This window comes from Comamonas humi, from assembly GCF_054782535.1.
Map to the genome: position 1 here is coordinate 13,472 of NZ_BAAGSH010000009.1, position 17,030 is coordinate 30,501.

Consider the following 17,030-nt stretch of genomic DNA (forward strand, 5'->3'; position numbering starts at 1 on the left):
CGCAGAGGTGAGGGATGCTTGGTCCCATGGATGGATTCACGGAGCAATCATGAGCATTCTCGTTTCCCCTGCGCCCGCTGCCACCGCGGGCCTGCTCGACAGTGCAGGTCGCCCCTTGCGCGACCTGCGCCTGTCGGTGATCGACCAGTGCAACTTCCGCTGCACCTACTGCATGCCGCGCGAGGCCTTTGGCCCCGACTACCCCTTCCTGCGCGCCGACCAGCGCCTGTCCTTCGACCAGATGCTGAGGCTTGCCACGGCCTTCGCCGAGCTGGGGGTGCGCAAGATCAGGCTCACCGGCGGCGAGCCGCTGCTGCGGCGCGGCATCGAGGCGCTGATCGAGCGCCTGGCCGGGCTGACCACGCAGGGCGGCGCGCCGATGGAGATTGCGCTGACCACCAATGGCGTGCTGCTGGCCGACAAGGCGCGCGCCCTGCGCAATGCCGGGCTCAGCCGCGTGACGGTCAGCCTGGATGCGCTCGACGACCAGACCTTCCGCCGGATGACGGATGCGGGCGTGCCCGTCGCCCGCGTGCTGGAGGGCATTGCCGCGGCCAGCGCCGCCGGGCTGGCGCCGGTCAAGGTCAACACGGTGGTCGAGCGCGGCGTCAACGAAGACCAGGTTTTGCCGCTGGTGCGCTTCTTCAAGGGCACGGGGGTGGCGCTGCGCTTCATCGAGTACATGGACGTGGGCGGCGCGTCGGCCTGGGCCTCGGGCAAGGTGGTCACCGCGCAGGAGCTGCGCGCCAGGGTGGAGCAGGTCTACCCGCTGGTGGAGGAGGGCGGGCGCGACGGCGGCACCGCCATCAACTTCCGGCATGCGGACGGCGGCGGCAGCCTGGGTTTCATCGCCAGCGTGTCGCAGCCCTTCTGCGGCGACTGCTCCCGCGCCCGGGTCTCGTCGGATGGCCAGCTCTACACCTGCCTGTTCGCGGCGCAGGGCCTGGACCTGAAGCCCTGGCTGCAGGAGGGCGGGGACGACGCGGGGCTGCTGCAGGCGCTGCGCCAGCGCTGGTCGCAGCGCGAGGACCGCTATTCGGAGCAGCGCGCCACGCTGAAGGCCGGGCGCCAGGCCTACCCGGTGGTACGCATGTCGCTGGTGGGTGGATGAACGGAGAGATGCCTATGCCGTGGATTCAACAGGTGTGGCGCTGGCTGGCGAGCCGGCCGCTGGCGTGGTTTGTGCTGCTGTGGCTGGCCGGTGTGGCCGGCATGGCGCTGCTGGCCCTGCCGTTCCATCTGCTGGTGATGGCGGCCAGGCACTGAGCGGAGCGGGCCAACGGGTCAGCGAGCACCGTGGGCGGCGATCTTGCCCACGGTGGCCACAGCCTGCTCGATCTCGCGCGTCCAGGGGCTGCTGTAGTTCAGGCGGATGAAGTGCCGGTAGCTGTTGGAGACCGAGAACATATAGCCCGGCCCCACGGTGATGCCGCGCTCCAGCGACTGCTGGTACAGCTCCAGGCCATCGACCTGGGGCGGCAGCTCCACCCACAGCAGGTAGCCGCCCTCGGGGGTGGAGGTGCGTGTGTCCGCGGGAAAGCCGCGGGCTACCGCATGGCGCATCAGGCTGGCCTGCTGCGCATAGGTCTTGCGCAGGCGCCGCAGCTGGTGTTCGTAGCCGTCGCGCTCCAGGTACTCGGCAATGGCGAGCTGGGGAATGGACGGCGTGGTCAGCGTGTTCAGGAACTTCAACTTCTCGACCTGGTCGCGGTAGCGCCCCGGCAGCGCCCAGCCAATGCGGTAAACCGAGGTCAACGTCTTCGAGAACGAGGAGCAGTGCAGCACCAGACCCTTGCGGTCGAAGGCCTTGAGCGTGCTTGGCGGCGCGTCCCCGTAGTACAGCTCGTTGTAGACGCCGTTCTCGATGATGGGGATGTCCAGCTCCGTCGCCAGCTCCACCAGGGCGCGCTTGCGCTCGTCGGGCATGCGGTAGCCCAGAGGGTTCTGGAAGTTGGGCATCACCATGCAGGCGGCAATGGGCAGCTCGCGCGCGAGCCGGGCCAGGGTCTCCACCTCGATGCCGTGCACCGGATGGGTAGGCACCTCGACCACCTTCATGCCCATGCGCTCGATGGCGTGCAGCATGGCGTAGAAGGTGGGCGACTCCACCGCCACCACGTCGCCGGGCTTGGCCACGGCCTGCAGGCACAGGTTGATGGCCTCGGTGGCGCCGACGGTGATGATGGGCTCGCCCGGGTCCACCACCAGGCCCTGGTCCAGGTGGCGGCGCACGATCTGCCGGATCAGCAGCGGATGGCCGGGCGGCAGGGCATTCTGCAGGTCGTGCAGCGAGGCCTGCTTGCCAGCCGCGGAGGCGTAGCGATTGAGCTTCTCGAAGGGAAAGCCCGCCGGGTCGGGGTAGGGCGAGCCCAGCGGCACGGCGCCGCCCGCCGAGATCGTGCGCAGCGTGGACAGCACCAGGCGGCTCACGTCCACCGAGGCCGAGATGGCGATGGGCCGGGGCTTCTCTGGCGCCTCCGGGGGCGCCTCGGGCGCTCCGCGGCGCAGGCTCACGAAGAAGCCCGACTGCGGCCGGCTCACGATCAGCCCGCGACTTTCGAGCAGCAGGTAGGCCCGGACCACGGTGGTGACGCTGAGCTGGCGCTGCCGGCTGGTCTCGCGCACCGACTGCAGGCGTTCGCCGTCACGGTACACGCCCTTGCGGATCTGCTGTTCGATGTCCTGGGCCAGCTTCTCGTAGAGCTTCATAGGCTGCTTTCAGGGTGGGGCGGCGCTTGCGGCGCACAGGGGGCAACTGTACTGCAAGGCAGGTTCGCGCGAGGCGGTGGCGATGGCTGGGTGGCCGCCCCTACTGCGTGTCGGGGCACTCGATTGCCGGGACAATAGCGGCATGTTCAAGTTCAACGCCCTCCAAGTCACGTTCGCTGCATAGCTGCGTCCTTTCGATGGCAATCGGAAGGCGATGACCTTCCGGCCCACAACCCCGGCAGGCATGGTCTTCCGGGGTTTTTGTTTTTTCGGGTTTCACCATGTTCATGCGCACCTACGACAAGCTGATCGCCACGATTTCCGCCCGCCGGAACGTGGGGTGCGTGCGCGTGCGCCCGCGTCCGTGTTTCGGCCGACCGACTCCGTCCTGAGCCAGCCCCGGTGATCCATGCCGGGGCGGCTCGATCGTCCCGACATGTGGACCCGCGAAGGGTCCGGAAAGATTCACCATGAACCGCAACAACAACAGCCCCAGCATCCGCAACATCGGCATCATTGCCCACGTGGACGCAGGCAAGACCACGACCAGCGAACGCATCCTCTTCTATACGGGCGAGAGCCACCGCATGGGCGAGGTGCACGACGGCGCCGCCCACATGGACTTCGATCCCGAGGAGCGCCGGCGCGGCATCACCATCAACAGCGCCGCCACCACCGTGCACTGGCGCGGCGTGCAGATCAACCTGATCGACACGCCCGGCCACATCGACTTCAACATCGAGGTGGGCCGTGCGCTGCGCGTGCTCGACGGCGCCGTGGTGGTGCTCGACGGCGTGGCCGGCGTGGAGCCGCAGACCGAAACCAACTGGCGCCTGGCCGACCGGCACGAGGTGCCGCGCATCGCCTTCGTCAACAAGCTTGACCGCGTGGGAGCGCGCTTCGACCAAGTGGTCGGCAGCATGCGCGAGCGCCTGGGCGTGCAGGCCGTACCGGTACACTTGCCCATAGGCGTCGAGGCCGATTTCCGCGGCGTCGTCGATCTGGTGCGCATGCGCGCGCTGCTGTGGGAGCGTGGCGATGCCTCGCAGCCGGTGCAGGAAGCGCCCATACCCGCCGAACTCCTGGCCGAGGCCCAGGCCGCCCGCGCGCGCCTGCTCGAAGCCGTGGTCGAGCAGGACGACGAGGCGCTCGAAGCCTGGCTGCGCGGCGAGGAGCCGTCGGTGGAGCTGCTGCTGCGCTGCATCCGCGCGGGCGTGCGCAAGCGCGCCTTCGTGCCGGTGCTCGCGGGCTCGGCCTTCCGCAACCGTGGCATCGAGCCGCTGCTTGATGCGGTGGTCGATTGGCTGCCCGCGCCCGGCGAACGCGAAGGCGGGGCCAGCGCCAGCGAAGGCGCGCCGCTCGCCGCGCTGGCTTTCAAGCTGGTGGCCGACGAGCATGGCAGTCTGGTCTTCGTGCGCCTGTACGCGGGCCGCTTGCGGCGTGGCGACAGCGTGCTCAACACCAGCACCGGACGCATGGAACGCGCGTCGCGCCTCTACGAGGTGCATGCCGACCAGCGCATCGAGCGCGAGGAACTGGTGGCGGGTGAGATCGCGGCGGTGGCCGGCTTCAAGGACACGCTCACGGGCCATACCCTGAGCGATCCCAAGCACCCGGTGCAACTGGAGTCCATTGTGGTGCCGGAGCCGGTAATCCACCTGGCGCTGGAGCCGCGCAGCAAGGCCGATCAGCAGGGCCTGTCCAAGGCACTGCAGACCATGCTGCGCGAAGACCCCAGCCTGCGCCTGCGCCAGGACGAGGAATCGGGCCAGACCATCCTGTCGGGCATGGGCGAGCTGCAGCTGGAGGTGGCGGTGCACAAGCTGCACGAGCGCTTCGGCGTGGACGTGGTGGTGGGCCGCCCGCAGGTGGCCTACCGGGAGACCATTGCCGCGGTGGCCGAGCTGACGCACGTGCACAAGAAGCAGACCGGCGGCCCTGGCCAGTTCGCGCAGCTGACGCTGCGCCTGGAGCCGCTGGAGCGCGGTGCCGGCGTGCAGTTCGACAGCCGCATCGTTGGCGGCGCGATCCCCCGCGAGTTCATACCCGCGGTGGAGGCGGGCATCCGGCGCGCGGCCGAGGCCGGGCCGGCCGCTGGCTACCCGGCCGTGGACTTCCGCGCCGTGCTGCTCGACGGGGCTTTCCACGAGCGCGACTCGTCGGCGATGGTGTTCGAGCTGGCCGCGGGCCATGCACTGCGCGAGGCCTTTGCCAAGGCCAGGCCGCAGCTGCTGGAGCCGGTGATGGCCGTGGAGGTGATCACGCCCACCGAGTACCTCGGCGACGTGATCGGCGACCTGCACCGGCGCCGTGGCCACGTGCGTGGGCATGAGCTGCGCGGCACGGCCACGGTGGTCGATGCCGGCGTGCCGCTGAAGGAGATGTTCGGCTACATCGGCACGCTGCGCGCGCTCTCATCGGGCCGCGCGCAGTACACGATGCAGTTCGACGGCTACCAGGTGGCGCCGCAGGCCGTGGCCGAGCTGGCTGCCGCGTAAACCAAAAAAGGGTGCAGTCCCATGGGGCTGCACCCTTTTTTCTTGGAAGGACCTTGGACGCATCACTCCTCGTGCGATGCGCTCCAGCGGTTGTTCCACTGCTTGGCGCGGTCCATGTCGCGGCGGTCGCGCTTGGTGGGGCGGCCGTCGGCGATGGTCGCGGCGGGCTCGGGGGCCAGGCGACGCTGCTCGGCGGCCTGCTGGCGCGCGGCCAGGCTCTCGGCGGTCTCCTCGTAGAGCTGCTGGGCCACCGGTGCGGGGCCGCGGTAGTTGGAGAGCTGGCGCACGACGACGGTTTTGGCCAGTGTGCCCTGGCGCAGCGCGATGGTGTCGCCGGGGCGGATTTCCTTGGCGGCCTTGGCCGACTGGGTGTTCACCGTCACGCGGCCCTTGCCGATCTCTTCGACGGCGAGGGCCCGCGTCTTGTAGAAGCGCGCGCACCAGAGCCATTTGTCCAGGCGCATGGAAACGGGGGCGGAAGTGTCGTTGACGGGCATGGAAACGAAGGTAATGGGTGACAGTCTCTAGATGGGGGCGGCCAGCGGAAACACCACCACTGTGTCCAGACCGGCGACCTGGCCGTGCTCGCTGCGGTTTTGCAGCTGGATCGTGGCGCCGCAGGCCTGCGCGATCTCGTGGCAGATGGCCAGGCCCAGGCCGGTGCCGCTGTGGCCCTGGCTGCCGGCGGTGGTGGCCGAGAAGGGCTGGAACAGCCGCGCCTGCGCCTCGGGGCTCAGGCCGGTGCCGTGGTCGCGGATCAGCAGCCGGGCCTGCCGGGGCGCGACGGCCTGCAGGCTGACTTCCAGCGGCGCGTCGGGCGGCGAATGCTGGATCGCGTTGTGCAGCAGGTTGCGCAGCATCTCGCGCAGCATCCAGTGGTGGGCGCGCACCTGTACCGGCGCGGCGTCCAGCGAGAACTGCAGGTTCTTGTCGGCGATCAGCGGCGACAGCTCGATCACCATGGCGCGCAGGATCTCGGTCAGGTCCTCGTCCTGCGCCGGCGCCTCCTGGCGCACCTGCTCGATCTTGGCGAGCGACAGCATCTGGTTGGCGAGCTGCGTGGCGCGGTCCACGGTGGCGGCGATCTCGGCCAGGGCCTCGGGCGCGGGCAGGTCGCCGCGCTGGGCCGACTGCACCTGGGTCTTGAGCACTGCCAGCGGCGTGCGCAGCTGGTGCGAGGCATCGCGCACGAAGCGCTTCTGGTGGCGCAGCAGGTGCGCGAGCCGGGCCATCACCTGGTTGGTGGCGTCGACCAGCGGGCGGATCTCGCGCGGCGTGTCGGCCGGGATGCGCAGCGCCGACAGGTCATCGCCCGAGCGCTCGGTGAGCTGGCGGCTGAGCTGCAGCACCGGCTGCGTGGCCCGGCGCACCACCACCAGCACCACGATGGCGATGCAGGCGAACAGCAGGCCCTGCTTGATCAGCGTGGCGATCAGGATCTCGCGTGCCAGCGACTCGCGCTGCTCCAGCGTCTCGGCCACCTGGATCACCGCCATGCCGCGCCCGGTGTCGCTGGCCACGGGCTGCAGCAGCGCGGCCACGCGCACCGGCATGCCGCGGAACTGGGTGTCGTAGAAGTCCACCAGCGCCGCATAGGCCGGGCGCAGCGGGATGTGGCCCTTCCAGGCCGGCAGCTCGGCAAAGCCCGAGATCATCTCGCCTTGCAGCGTCGAGACGCGGTAGAACATGCGCGTCTGGTTGTCGGCCTCGAAGGCCTCGAGCGCCGAGTACGGCACGGTGGAGCTGACGACGGCCAGCTCGTCGTAGCCGTGCACGTCGAGCTGTTCGCTGATGACCTTGGCCGACGCCAGCAGGCTGCGGTCGTAGGCGATGTGCAGCGCATTGAGCGACTGCCGGTACAGGCTGGTGGTGTTGTAGACCACGAAGACCACCACGGGCAGCAGGATGCCCCACAGCAGATCGCGGCGGATGGAGCGCGTGCGCAGCAGGGGGGCAGGGGCGGCGGTGGACACAGGGAGGCGGATTCTACCGTCAGCCTACCTTGAGCAGATAGCCCAGCCCGCGCAGGGTCATCAGCTGCAGACCGGTGGGCGCGAGCTTCTTGCGCAGGCGGTAGGCCACCACCTCCACGGCCTCGAGCTGCACGTCGGCCTCGCCGGCGAACACCGCGGCGAACAGCCGCTCCTTGGTGACGGCTTGGCCGAGCTGCTGCATCAGCGTCTTGAGCAGCGCCACCTCGCGCGGCGACAGCTCCAGCAGCTCGCTGCCCAGGTAGAAGGCGCCGGCGGCCTTGTCGTAGCGCACGCCGCCCGCGTGGGCGGCATCGGCCTGCTCGGGCCGGGCAGGGCTGTCGTCGCTGCGGGCGCGGCGCACCAGGGCACGCAGCCGCGCCTCCAGCTCGTCCAGGTCGAAGGGCTTGGCCAGGTAATCGTCGGCGCCGGTGTTCAGGCCCAGCACGCGGTCGCCCACGGTGCCGCGGGCCGTCAGGATCAGCACCGGCGTGGCCCAGCCGCGGCCGCGCGCGGCGGCCAGCACTTCCAGCCCGTCCATGCCGGGCAGCGACAGGTCCAGCACCACGGCGTCGGGCTGGGCGGCCTGCCAGGCGGCCAGCGCCTGCGAGCCGTCGTGCACCTGGGTCACGTGGATGCCCCGCCGCGACAGCGTGCGCTGCAGCGTGGCCTGCATGGCGGCATCGTCCTCGATCAAAAGCAATTGCATGCGCGAACCTTAGCATTTATGGGGTCGGCTCAGAGTTTTCCCTAGGGATTTAGCCCCCGCCTGACAGCCAGATGACAGCTTGGCCTCCGATGATCACGGCTGTCCGCAAACCAATCAACGAGGAGACTGCAATGCGTCGTGACCAATTCCTGAAATCGCTGGCAGCGATGGCCGCCGTGGGTGCCCTGCCGCTGTCGGCGAATGCAGCCGCCGCCGTGAAGATGATGCTGCCTGCCAACCCCGGCGGCGGCTGGGACACCACGGGCCGCGCGCTGGGCAAGGCGCTGCAGGAGGCCGGCGCGGCCAGCTCGGTGACCTATGACAACAAGGGCGGCGCGGCCGGCGCCATCGGCCTCGCGCAATTCGTCAACGGCAGCAAGGGCGACGGCAACGCCATGATGGTGATGGGCGCCGTGATGCTGGGCGGCATCATCACCGGCAAGCCGCCGGTGGACCTGAGCCAGGCCACGCCGCTGGCGCGCCTGACGAGCGAATACAACGTGTTCGTGCTGCCGGCCAACTCGCCCTTCAAGAACATGGCCGAAGTGATCGCCCAGCTCAAGAAGGACCCCGGCAGCGTCAAGTGGGGCGGCGGCTCGCGCGGCTCCACCGAGCACATCGCCGCGGCCATGATCGCCAAGGCCGTGGGCGTGGACCCGGCCAAGATCAACTACGTGGCCTTCCGTGGGGGCGGCGAGGCGATCGCCGCCATCCTGGGCGGCAACGTGACGGTGGGCGGCAGCGGCTTCAGCGAGTTCGCCGAGTACATCGCCACCAAGAAGATGAACCCCATCGCCGTGACCTCGGCCAAGCGCCTCGACGGCGTGGACGTGCCCACGCTGAAGGAGCAGGGCATCGACGTGGAGATCGGCAACTGGCGCGGCGTGTACGGCGCCCCCGGCATCACGGCCGAGCAGCGCAAGAACCTGATCGACATGATCGACAAGGCCATGAAGACCAAGAGCTGGGCCGAGTCCGTCAAGAAGAACGACTGGACCTCCGCTTGGCTGGCCGGCGACGACTTCAGCAAGTTCGTGACCGCCGAGTTCGCCAGCCTGCGCGACACCATGACCCGCGCCGGCATGGTGCAGGGCTGACCAGCCCCCCGCCTGCCGCTCCCGGCAGGCGAATGCTCCTGAAACAATAGCTGCTTGCGCTTGTTACATAAGCGCCAGCGGCTTTTTTTGACCATAAGTGAGGCCGTAATGTCCGAACTCCCTTCCTCCTCCTCGGGGGCGGCGGTATCTCCGCCGCCGTCCGATGCCGCGCCTGACTTCGAGCATGCGCACCAGCCGCGCACCTCGATGCAGCTGCTTGTGGGCATCGCGGTGCTCGTCACCGCGGGCCTGCTGTCCTGGGGCGCGCTGAGCATTCCGTCGCAGGCCGGCTACAGCGGCGTGGGCCCCGACTTCCTGCCCTGGCTCACCGCCAGCGTGCTGGGCCTGTGCGGCGTCTGGCTGTGCTGGGAGGCGCTGACCGGGGGCTTTCGCAACCTCGATGCACCCGATGGCGCGCAGCACGGCGACTGGGGCGCCCTGGCCTGGGTGTGCGCCGGCCTGCTGATGAATGCGGCGCTGATCACCACGCTGGGCTTCATCCTGAGCTGCACGCTGTGCTATGCGCTCGCCACGCAGGGCCTGCGCCGCGCGTCGGGCCAGGCCGGGGTGGGCAGCTTCAAGACCATCGCCAAGGACGTGGTCACCGGCGCACTCATCTCCGCGCCCGTGTTCTGGGCCTTCACGCAATTCCTGGCGATCAACCTGCCGGGCCTGACGGAAACGGGGTGGCTGTGATGGATATCTTCAACGCACTGATTCAGGGTTTCGCCACCGCGGCCACGCCGGTCAACCTGCTGTGGGCGCTGGTGGGCTGCGCGCTGGGCACCGCCGTGGGCGTGCTGCCGGGCATCGGCCCCGCCGTGGCCGTGGCCATGCTGCTGCCGATCACCGCCAAGGTGGAAGTCACCGCCTCGATGATCTTCTTCGCCGGCATCTACTACGGCGCCATGTACGGCGGCTCGACCACGTCGATCCTGCTGAACACACCGGGCGAGACCGCGAGCATGGTGACCGCCATGGAGGGCAACAAGATGGCCAAGAGCGGCCGCGCCGGCGCGGCGCTCGCCACCTCGGCCATAGGCTCCTTCGTGGCCGGCACCATCGCCACCGTGGTGGTGACGTTGTTCGCGCCCTATGTGGCGGACTTCGCCGTCAAGCTCGGCCCGCCCGAGTACTTCATGCTGATGGTGCTGGCCTTCACCACCGTGAGCGCGGTGCTGGGCAAGAGCAGCCTGCGCGGCATGACGGCGCTGTTCGTCGGCCTGGCGCTGGGCTGCGTGGGCATGGACCAGATCACCGGCACGGCGCGCTACACGGCGGGCAAGCCCGAGCTGCTGGACGGCATCGACATCGTGCTGGTGGCCGTGGGCCTGTTCGCGGTGGCCGAGGTGCTGTACTTCGCACTGTACGAAGGCAAGACGCGCGACTCGCAGAACAAGATGGGCCGCGTGCACATGTCGGCCCGCGACTGGAAGCGCTCGGTGCCCGCGTGGATCCGCGGCACGGTGATCGGCACGCCCTTCGGCTGCATTCCGGCCGGCGGCACCGAGATCCCGACCTTCCTGAGCTACGCGACCGAGAAGAAGCTGGCCAAGGGCGCGGACAAGGCCGAGTTCGGCACCACCGGCGCCATCGAGGGCGTGGCCGGCCCCGAGGCCGCCAACAACGCCACGGTGACGGCGGCGCTGATCCCGCTGCTGACGCTGGGCATCCCCACCAGCAACACCACGGCGGTGCTGCTGGGCGCCTTCCAGAACTACGGCATCAACCCCGGCCCGCAGCTGTTCACCAGCTCGGCCGCGCTGGTGTGGGCGCTGATCGCGTCGCTGTACATCGGCAACGTCATGCTGCTGGTGCTGAACCTGCCCATGGTGGGCATGTGGGTCAAGCTGCTGAAGGTGCCCAAGCCGCAGCTGTACGCCGGCATCCTGATCTTCGCCACGGTGGGTGCCTACGGCATGCGCCAGAGCACGTTCGACCTGTTCCTGCTGCTGGCCATCGGCGTGCTGGGCGTGGTGATGCGGCGCTTCGACTTCCCGACCGCGCCGGTCGTGGTCGGCATGATCTTAGGTCCCTTGGCCGAGGCGCAGATGCGCAACGCCGTGGCCATCGGCGAAGGCAGCTGGAGCATCTTCGTGCAGCGGCCCATGTCGCTGGCGCTGATCGTCATCGTGCTGGCCGTGCTGATCGTGCCGCGCGTGCTCAAGCGCCGCGCGCAGCGCCAGGAGGCTGCGCTCGAAGGCGCATGACGGTACTAAAATGAGAGCTGCTGGCGCTTGATGGAAAGGAGTTTCAGTGCCAAAGGTATCTGAAACCAAGGAGGGGAGAGCGCCAGCAGCTCCTTATTTTGATAAGCAACGCCGCCTTGTGCGGCGTTTTTCTTTTTCCCGCGCCGGCGCTTGACTCTCTCATGATGGCAATGTTTAGAGTGCAGGGCATAGGAGTTGAGCGATGAACAATGCTTCGATGCAATTGCCGATTGAAGGCATGACCTGCGCCTCGTGCGTGGGCCGGGTGGAGCGCGCGCTGAAGGCCGTGCCCGGCGTGAGCGGCGCGGCGGTGAACCTGGCGACGCAGCGCGCCAGCCTGGAGCTGGCCGCCGGCAGCGATGCGCCCACCGTGCTGCAGGACGCGATAGGCGCCGTGCAGCGCGCGGGCTACGAGGTGCCGGACAGCACGACCACTCTGGCCGTCAAGGGCATGACCTGCGCCTCGTGCGTGGGCCGGGTGGAGCGCGCGCTCAAGGCCGTGCCCGGCGTGCGCAGCGCCAGCGTCAACCTCGCCACCGAGCGCGCCACCGTCGAGGCCCATGGCGGCGTGGCGCGCGAGGCGCTGGTGGCCGCCGTGGCCAAGGCCGGCTACGAGGCGCAGCTCGCCGGCGGCGAGGGCGCGGACGAGGCCCAGCGCCAGCGGCAAGAACAGGAAATGGCCGCGCTCAAGCGCTCGCTGGCCTGGGCCATGGCGCTGGCGCTGCCGGTCTTTGTGCTGGAGATGGGCGGCCACCTGGTGCCGGCCTTCCACCACTGGCTGGCGCAGGTGTTGCCGCAGCAGGTCAACTGGCAGGTGCAGTTCGCGCTGGCCACGGCCGTGCTGCTGGGGCCGGGCGCGCGCTTCTACGCCAAGGGCATTCCGGCGCTGCTGCGCGGCGCGCCCGACATGAACTCGCTGGTCGCCGTGGGCACGGGCGCGGCTTTCGCCTATTCGCTGGTGGCGACCTGGGCGCCGGCATGGCTGCCGGCCGGCACGGTGCACGTGTACTACGAAGCCTCGGTGGTCATCGTCGCGCTGATCTTGCTGGGGCGCTACCTCGAGGCGCGCGCCAAGAGCCACACCTCGCAGGCCATCCAGCGCCTGGTGCAGTTGCAGCCCACCACCGCGCGCGTGCAGCGCGGCGGCGAGGTGCTCGACATCGCCGTGGCCGACGTGCTGGTGGGCGACGAGGTGCTGGTGCGGCCCGGCGAGCGCGTGCCCGCCGACGGCGAGGTGACCGAGGGCGACAGCTACGTGGACGAGTCCATGATCAGCGGCGAGCCCGTGCCCGTGCGCAAGACGGCCGGCGCCACCGTGGTGGGCGGCACCGTCAACCAGACCGGGGCCTTCCGCTTTCGCGCCACGCAGGTGGGCGCGGGCACCGTGCTGTCGCAGATCATCCGCCTGGTGGAGCAGGCCCAGGGCAGCAAGCTGCCGATACAGATGCTGGTGGACCGCGTGACCATGTGGTTCGTGCCGGCGGTGATGCTGGTGGCGCTGGCCACCTTCGCGGCCTGGATGTGGCTGGGGCCGTCGCCCGCGCTCAGCATGGCGCTGGTCAACGCGGTGGCGGTGCTCATCATCGCCTGCCCCTGTGCCATGGGGCTGGCCACGCCCACCTCCATCATGGTGGGCACGGGCCGGGCCGCGCAGCTCGGCGTGCTGTTCCGCAAGGGCGATGCGCTGCAGGCGCTGCAGGGCGCCCGGGTGGTGGCGGTAGACAAGACCGGCACGCTGACCCAGGGCCGGCCCGAGCTGACCGACCTGCTGCCGGCCTTCGGCTTCGAGCGCGCCGGCGTGTTGGCCGCCATGGCCGCGGTGGAGGCGCAGTCCGAGCACCCCATCGCCCAGGCCCTGGTGCGTGCGGCGGAGCAGGAGCAGCTGGCGCTGGGCGCCGTGGCAGGCTTCGAGTCCCTCACCGGCCGCGGCGTGCGCGCCACGGTGGACGGCACCGAAGTCCATGTCGGCTCGGACCGGCTGATGGGCGAGCTGGGCCTGGCCACGCCGCTGCAGGATTTTGCCGGCGCGGCCGAGCGCCTGGGCAGCGAGGGCAAGTCGCCGATGTACGTGGCGATAGGCGGGCGCCTGGCGGCCATGCTGGCGGTGTCCGACCCGATCAAGCCCACCACCCGCGAGGCGATTGCCGCGCTGCATGCGCTGGGGCTGACGGTGGCGATGGTCACCGGAGACAACCGCCGCACCGGCGAGGCCATCGCGCGGCAGCTGGGCATCGACGAGGTGGTGGCCGAGGTGCTGCCCGAGGGCAAGGTCGCGGCCATCCAGCGCCTGCGCGCCGAGCACGGCCCGATTGCCTACGTGGGCGACGGCATCAACGACGCCCCGGCGCTGGCCGAGGCCGACGTGGGGCTGGCCATCGGCACGGGCACCGACGTGGCGATCGAGTCGGCCGACGTGGTGCTGATGGGCGGCGACATGCGCGGCGTGCCGCAGGCGGTGGCGCTGTCGCGCGCGACTATGCGCAACATCCGCCAGAACCTGTTCTGGGCCTTCGCCTACAACGTGGCGCTGATCCCGGTCGCCGCCGGGCTGCTGTACCCCATCAACGGCAGCCTGCTGTCGCCGGTGTTCGCCGCTGGCGCGATGGCCCTGTCCAGCGTGTTCGTGCTGGGCAATGCGCTGCGGCTCAGGCGCTTTCAGCCCGTGGTAGGACATTGATGCTTCGCTATTGATAGCTGCTTGCGCTTGATGGATAAGCGCTGGAGGCTGATTTTATCCAAAAATGATCCACACAGCCAGCGGGCCCCGGTCCGCTGGCTTTTTTGCGGCCGGTTTGCGTTGGGGGCTGGCGGGGCAGGGCGGCGCGTGCTATTGGGGTATTTCCCTAAGAATAAACAATAAACGTATATTGCAACTTGGAATGTCGGCGCATAAACTTTGCGGCCATTGCAACCATGACAATGCGCGGCCCCGGGCCCACAAGGCCCGGCCGGACCCAGACCTACAGACATCCAAGGAGCACCCACCCATGCAGAGCAGTTCATCTTCCGGCCACCTCGAGCGCAAGCTCAAGAACCGCCACATCCAGTTGATCGGCCTGGGCGGCGCCATCGGCACCGGGCTGTTCCTCGGCCTGGCGGGCACCATGAAGCTGGCCGGCCCCGCCGTGCTGCTGAACTATGCGCTGTGCGGGCTGGTGGTCTTCCTGATCATGCGCTTCCTGGGCGAGATGCTGGTGGACGAGCCCACGGCCGGCTCGTTCAGCTACTTCGCCAACCGCTACGTGGGGCGCTTCGCCGGCTTCATGGCGGGCTGGAACTGCGTGGCCCTGTACGTGCTGGTGGGCATGCTCGAGCTCACGGCCGTGGGCAAGCTCATCCAGTTCTGGTGGCCCCAGGTGCCGACCTGGGCGACGGCCGCCGCGTTCTTCGTGCTCATCAACGCGGTGAACTTCATCAACGTCAAGGCCTTCGGCGAGTTCGAGTTCTGGTTTGCGCTGATCAAGGTGGTGGCGGTGGTCGCTATGATCCTGATGGGTCTGTACCTGCTGATGGGCAGCGGCAATCCGCAGCAAAGCGTGAGCAACCTGTGGAAGCACGGCGGCTTCATGCCCAACGGCATCCAGGGCATGCTGATGGCTTTTGTATTCACGATGGTGGCTTTTGGTGGCGTCGAGATGCTGGGCTTTGCCGCAGCCGAGACCGAGCGTCCGCAGCAGGTGATCCCCAAGGCCATCAACCAGCTGATCGTGCGCGTGCTGGTGTTCTACGTCGGTTCGCTGGCGGTGCTGATGTCGCTCACGCCCTGGAACCAGCTGGTGGCCCAGATCGAGGCCGGCGGCGACACCTATGGCAGCAGCCCCTTCGTGATGGTCTTCTCGGGCCTGGGCGCCAACCTGGCCGCCAACCTGCTGAACTTCGTGATCCTCACCGCCATGCTGTCGGTCTACAACAGCATGGTCTACAGCAACAGCCGCCTGCTGTACGGCATGGCCCAGCAGGGCGATGCGCCCAAGTCGCTGGCGCAGGTCAACGGCCGCGGCGTGCCGGTGCGCGCCATCGTCTATCCGGGCATCGTGACGGCGCTGTGCGTGGTGCTGAACTACGTGGCGCCCGCCAGCGTGATGGAGATCCTGCTGTCGCTGATCAGCGCGGCGCTGGTGATCATCTGGACGGTGATCGTCGTTGCCCACCTGCGCTACCGCAAGGCCCAGGTGGCCCGCGGCGCCCGCTCCAGCTTCCTGGCCCCGCTGTTTCCGCTGACCAACTACCTGTGCCTCGCCGCGATGGCGCTGGTGGTGGTGGTGATGGCCGTGACCCCGTCGCTGCAAGCCTCCGCGCTGGCGATCCCGATCTGGATCGGCCTGGTCTATGCCGCCTATCGCATCATTGTTGTTCGCCCCTCGTCCGCACTGGTTCGGACACCCGCCTAAACTGTTTTTCTGGAGAATGAATCATGGCTGACCTGTTTGACAATCCTATGGGCCTGATGGGCTTCGAGTTCGTGGAATTCGCCTCGCCCACGCACGGCGTGCTGGAGCCCCTGTTCGAGAAGATGGGCTTCACGCTGGTGGCCAAGCACCGCTCCAAGGACGTGGTGCTGTACCGCCAGGGCGGCATCAACTTCATCATCAACCGCGAGCCCAAGAGCCAGGCCGGCTACTTTTCCGCCGAGCACGGCCCCTGCGCCTGCGGCCTCGCCTTCCGCGTGAAGGATGCGCACAAGGCCTACAACCTGGCGCTGTCGCTGGGCGCGCAGCCCATCGACATCCCCACCGGCCCGATGGAGCTGCGCCTGCCGGCGATCAAGGGCATCGGCGGCGCGCCGCTGTACCTGATCGACCGCTTCGAGGAAGGCAAGTCCATCTATGACATCGACTTCGAATACCTCGAGGGCGTGGACCGCAACCCCGTGGGCCACGGCTTCCAGGTCGTCGACCACCTGACGCACAACGTCTACCGCGGCCGCATGGCCTACTGGGCCGACTTCTACAACAAGCTGTTCAACTTCCAGGAAATCCGCTACTTCGACATCAAGGGCGAGTACACCGGCCTGACCTCCAAGGCCATGACCGCGCCCGACGGCCTGATCCGCATCCCGCTGAACGAGGAAGCGCGCCAGGGTGGCGGCCAGATCGAGGAATTCCTGATGCAGTTCAACGGTGAAGGCATCCAGCACATCGCGCTGCTGTGCGAAGACCTGCCCACCGCCATCGACCAGCTGCAGATGGCCGGCATCCCGCTGCTGACCGCGCCCAACGACGTTTACTACGCCAACCTCGACAAGCGCCTGCCCGGCCACGGCCAGGCCGTGGGCGAGCTGCAGGCCCGCGGCATCCTGCTCGACGGCACGACCGAAGGCGGCCAGCCGCGCCTGCTGCTGCAGATCTTCTCCGAGCCGCTGCTGGGCCCCGTGTTCTTCGAGTTCATCGAGCGCAAGGGCAACTACCGCGAAGGCTTCGGCGAAGGCAACTTCAAGGCCCTGTTCGAATCGATGGAGCGCGACCAGATCACCCGCGGCGTGCTCAAGGTCGACGAAGAAGGCCAGACGGCTTAAGAGGAACCCACGATGAAGCTCTCCGACCAGCAACTGCAGCCGCTGCTCGCGCAGCTGCCCGAATGGCGCTTCGCTCCCGACCGGGGCGGCATCATCGTGCGCGAATTCCGCTTCCATGACTTCGCTCAGGCCATGGGTTTCATGGCCCAGGTGGCGGTCATCGCCGAAAAGCGCAATCATCACCCTGAGTGGTTCAACGTGTACAACAAGGTCGCGGTGACGCTGACCACCCACGACGTGGACGGCCTGTCGATGAACGACATCGAGCTGGCCCGCTACATGGACCAAGTGGCCGCGGCCTTGGCAGCGCAGCAGAGGTGAT

Annotated in this window: 14 protein-coding genes; 10 read left to right on the plus strand and 4 right to left on the minus strand. The window is 68.6% G+C overall.

All coding sequences use genetic code 11. The features are described 5' to 3' along the window. The first annotated feature begins 49 nt into the window (after nt 1–49). Nucleotides 50–1,111 (plus strand): GTP 3',8-cyclase MoaA, encoded by a 1,062-nt coding sequence (moaA, locus tag ACYVKR_RS11335; protein WP_460481012.1) that lies wholly within the window; start codon nt 50–52, stop codon nt 1,109–1,111. Nucleotides 1,112–1,125: 14 nt separating this feature from the next. Continuing rightward, entirely contained in the window at nt 1,126–1,266 is a 141-nt protein-coding gene (locus ACYVKR_RS11340; protein WP_460481013.1) for a hypothetical protein, read from the plus strand. Nucleotides 1,267–1,284: 18 nt separating this feature from the next. Here the strand turns inward: ACYVKR_RS11340 and ACYVKR_RS11345 are convergent, their stop codons facing one another. After that, a complete protein-coding gene (locus tag ACYVKR_RS11345; protein WP_460481014.1) occupies nt 1,285–2,709 on the minus strand; it encodes an aminotransferase-like domain-containing protein in 1,425 nt (474 codons plus the stop codon). 470 nt (nt 2,710–3,179) lie between these two features. Here ACYVKR_RS11345 and fusA point away from each other — a divergent pair, with 470 nt between their 5' ends. After that, entirely contained in the window at nt 3,180–5,207 is a 2,028-nt protein-coding gene (gene fusA, locus ACYVKR_RS11350; RefSeq protein ID WP_460481015.1) for an elongation factor G, read from the plus strand. A 62-nt stretch (nt 5,208–5,269) separates the two neighbouring features. On the opposite strand, the gene ACYVKR_RS11355 is transcribed toward fusA, so the two are convergent. Genes ACYVKR_RS11355 through ACYVKR_RS11365 form a run of 3 tightly spaced genes read right to left on the minus strand, consistent with a single transcriptional unit; the run spans nt 5,270 to nt 7,886 of the window. Further along, a complete protein-coding gene (locus tag ACYVKR_RS11355) occupies nt 5,270–5,704 on the minus strand; it encodes an RNA-binding S4 domain-containing protein (RefSeq protein ID WP_460481016.1) in 435 nt (144 codons plus the stop codon). Between the two features lie 27 nt (nt 5,705–5,731). After that, nucleotides 5,732–7,180 carry a sensor histidine kinase gene (locus ACYVKR_RS11360; protein WP_460481017.1) on the minus strand — a complete coding sequence of 483 codons (1,449 nt, stop codon included), beginning with the start codon at nt 7,178–7,180 and terminating at the stop codon, nt 5,732–5,734. A gap of 19 nt (nt 7,181–7,199) precedes the next feature. Continuing rightward, nucleotides 7,200–7,886, minus strand: coding sequence for a response regulator (locus ACYVKR_RS11365; protein WP_460481018.1), 687 nt, complete (start codon nt 7,884–7,886; stop codon nt 7,200–7,202). A gap of 131 nt (nt 7,887–8,017) precedes the next feature. Between ACYVKR_RS11365 and ACYVKR_RS11370 the strand changes: the two genes are divergently transcribed. From ACYVKR_RS11370 to ACYVKR_RS11400, 7 genes are all read left to right on the plus strand, one after another. Continuing rightward, nucleotides 8,018–8,983 carry a Bug family tripartite tricarboxylate transporter substrate binding protein gene (locus ACYVKR_RS11370; protein ID WP_460481019.1) on the plus strand — a complete coding sequence of 322 codons (966 nt, stop codon included), beginning with the start codon at nt 8,018–8,020 and terminating at the stop codon, nt 8,981–8,983. 108 nt (nt 8,984–9,091) lie between these two features. Next, nucleotides 9,092–9,679 carry a tripartite tricarboxylate transporter TctB family protein gene (locus tag ACYVKR_RS11375; protein WP_460481020.1) on the plus strand — a complete coding sequence of 196 codons (588 nt, stop codon included), beginning with the start codon at nt 9,092–9,094 and terminating at the stop codon, nt 9,677–9,679. Then, nucleotides 9,679–11,193, plus strand: a complete 1,515-nt coding sequence (locus ACYVKR_RS11380) for a tripartite tricarboxylate transporter permease (protein WP_460481021.1) — start codon at nt 9,679–9,681, stop codon at nt 11,191–11,193. The genes ACYVKR_RS11375 and ACYVKR_RS11380 overlap by 1 nt, the downstream gene beginning before the upstream one ends. Nucleotides 11,194–11,395: 202 nt before the next feature. Continuing rightward, entirely contained in the window at nt 11,396–13,870 is a 2,475-nt protein-coding gene (locus tag ACYVKR_RS11385) for a heavy metal translocating P-type ATPase (RefSeq protein ID WP_460481022.1), read from the plus strand. A gap of 310 nt (nt 13,871–14,180) precedes the next feature. Beyond that, the gene (locus ACYVKR_RS11390; RefSeq protein WP_460481023.1) at nt 14,181–15,584 is read left to right on the plus strand and encodes an amino acid permease; all 1,404 of its coding nucleotides are present in this window, start codon (nt 14,181–14,183) and stop codon (nt 15,582–15,584) included. A gap of 23 nt (nt 15,585–15,607) precedes the next feature. Then, complete coding sequence (hppD, locus tag ACYVKR_RS11395; RefSeq protein ID WP_460481024.1) at nt 15,608–16,708, plus strand: 4-hydroxyphenylpyruvate dioxygenase family protein; 1,101 nt, start codon at nt 15,608–15,610, stop codon at nt 16,706–16,708. 12 nt (nt 16,709–16,720) lie between these two features. Then, on the plus strand, nt 16,721–17,029 hold the full coding sequence (locus ACYVKR_RS11400) for a 4a-hydroxytetrahydrobiopterin dehydratase (RefSeq protein ID WP_460481025.1): 309 nt from the start codon (nt 16,721–16,723) through the stop codon (nt 17,027–17,029). Nucleotide 17,030: the final 1 nt, after the last annotated feature.

Bases quoted from the DNA above. Each gene is read 5' to 3' on its own strand.
- moaA (WP_460481012.1), top strand. From the start codon at position 50: ATGAGCATTCTCGTTTCCCCTGCGCCCGCTGCCACCGCGGGCCTGCTC.
- ACYVKR_RS11340 (WP_460481013.1), top strand. From the start codon at position 1,126: ATGCCGTGGATTCAACAGGTGTGGCGCTGGCTGGCGAGCCGGCCGCTG.
- ACYVKR_RS11345 (WP_460481014.1), bottom strand. From the start codon at position 2,709: ATGAAGCTCTACGAGAAGCTGGCCCAGGACATCGAACAGCAGATCCGC.
- fusA (WP_460481015.1), top strand. From the start codon at position 3,180: ATGAACCGCAACAACAACAGCCCCAGCATCCGCAACATCGGCATCATT.
- ACYVKR_RS11355 (WP_460481016.1), bottom strand. From the start codon at position 5,704: ATGCCCGTCAACGACACTTCCGCCCCCGTTTCCATGCGCCTGGACAAA.
- ACYVKR_RS11365 (WP_460481018.1), bottom strand. From the start codon at position 7,886: ATGCAATTGCTTTTGATCGAGGACGATGCCGCCATGCAGGCCACGCTG.
- ACYVKR_RS11370 (WP_460481019.1), top strand. From the start codon at position 8,018: ATGCGTCGTGACCAATTCCTGAAATCGCTGGCAGCGATGGCCGCCGTG.
- ACYVKR_RS11375 (WP_460481020.1), top strand. From the start codon at position 9,092: ATGTCCGAACTCCCTTCCTCCTCCTCGGGGGCGGCGGTATCTCCGCCG.
- ACYVKR_RS11380 (WP_460481021.1), top strand. From the start codon at position 9,679: ATGGATATCTTCAACGCACTGATTCAGGGTTTCGCCACCGCGGCCACG.
- ACYVKR_RS11385 (WP_460481022.1), top strand. From the start codon at position 11,396: ATGAACAATGCTTCGATGCAATTGCCGATTGAAGGCATGACCTGCGCC.
- ACYVKR_RS11390 (WP_460481023.1), top strand. From the start codon at position 14,181: ATGCAGAGCAGTTCATCTTCCGGCCACCTCGAGCGCAAGCTCAAGAAC.
- hppD (WP_460481024.1), top strand. From the start codon at position 15,608: ATGGCTGACCTGTTTGACAATCCTATGGGCCTGATGGGCTTCGAGTTC.
- ACYVKR_RS11400 (WP_460481025.1), top strand. From the start codon at position 16,721: ATGAAGCTCTCCGACCAGCAACTGCAGCCGCTGCTCGCGCAGCTGCCC.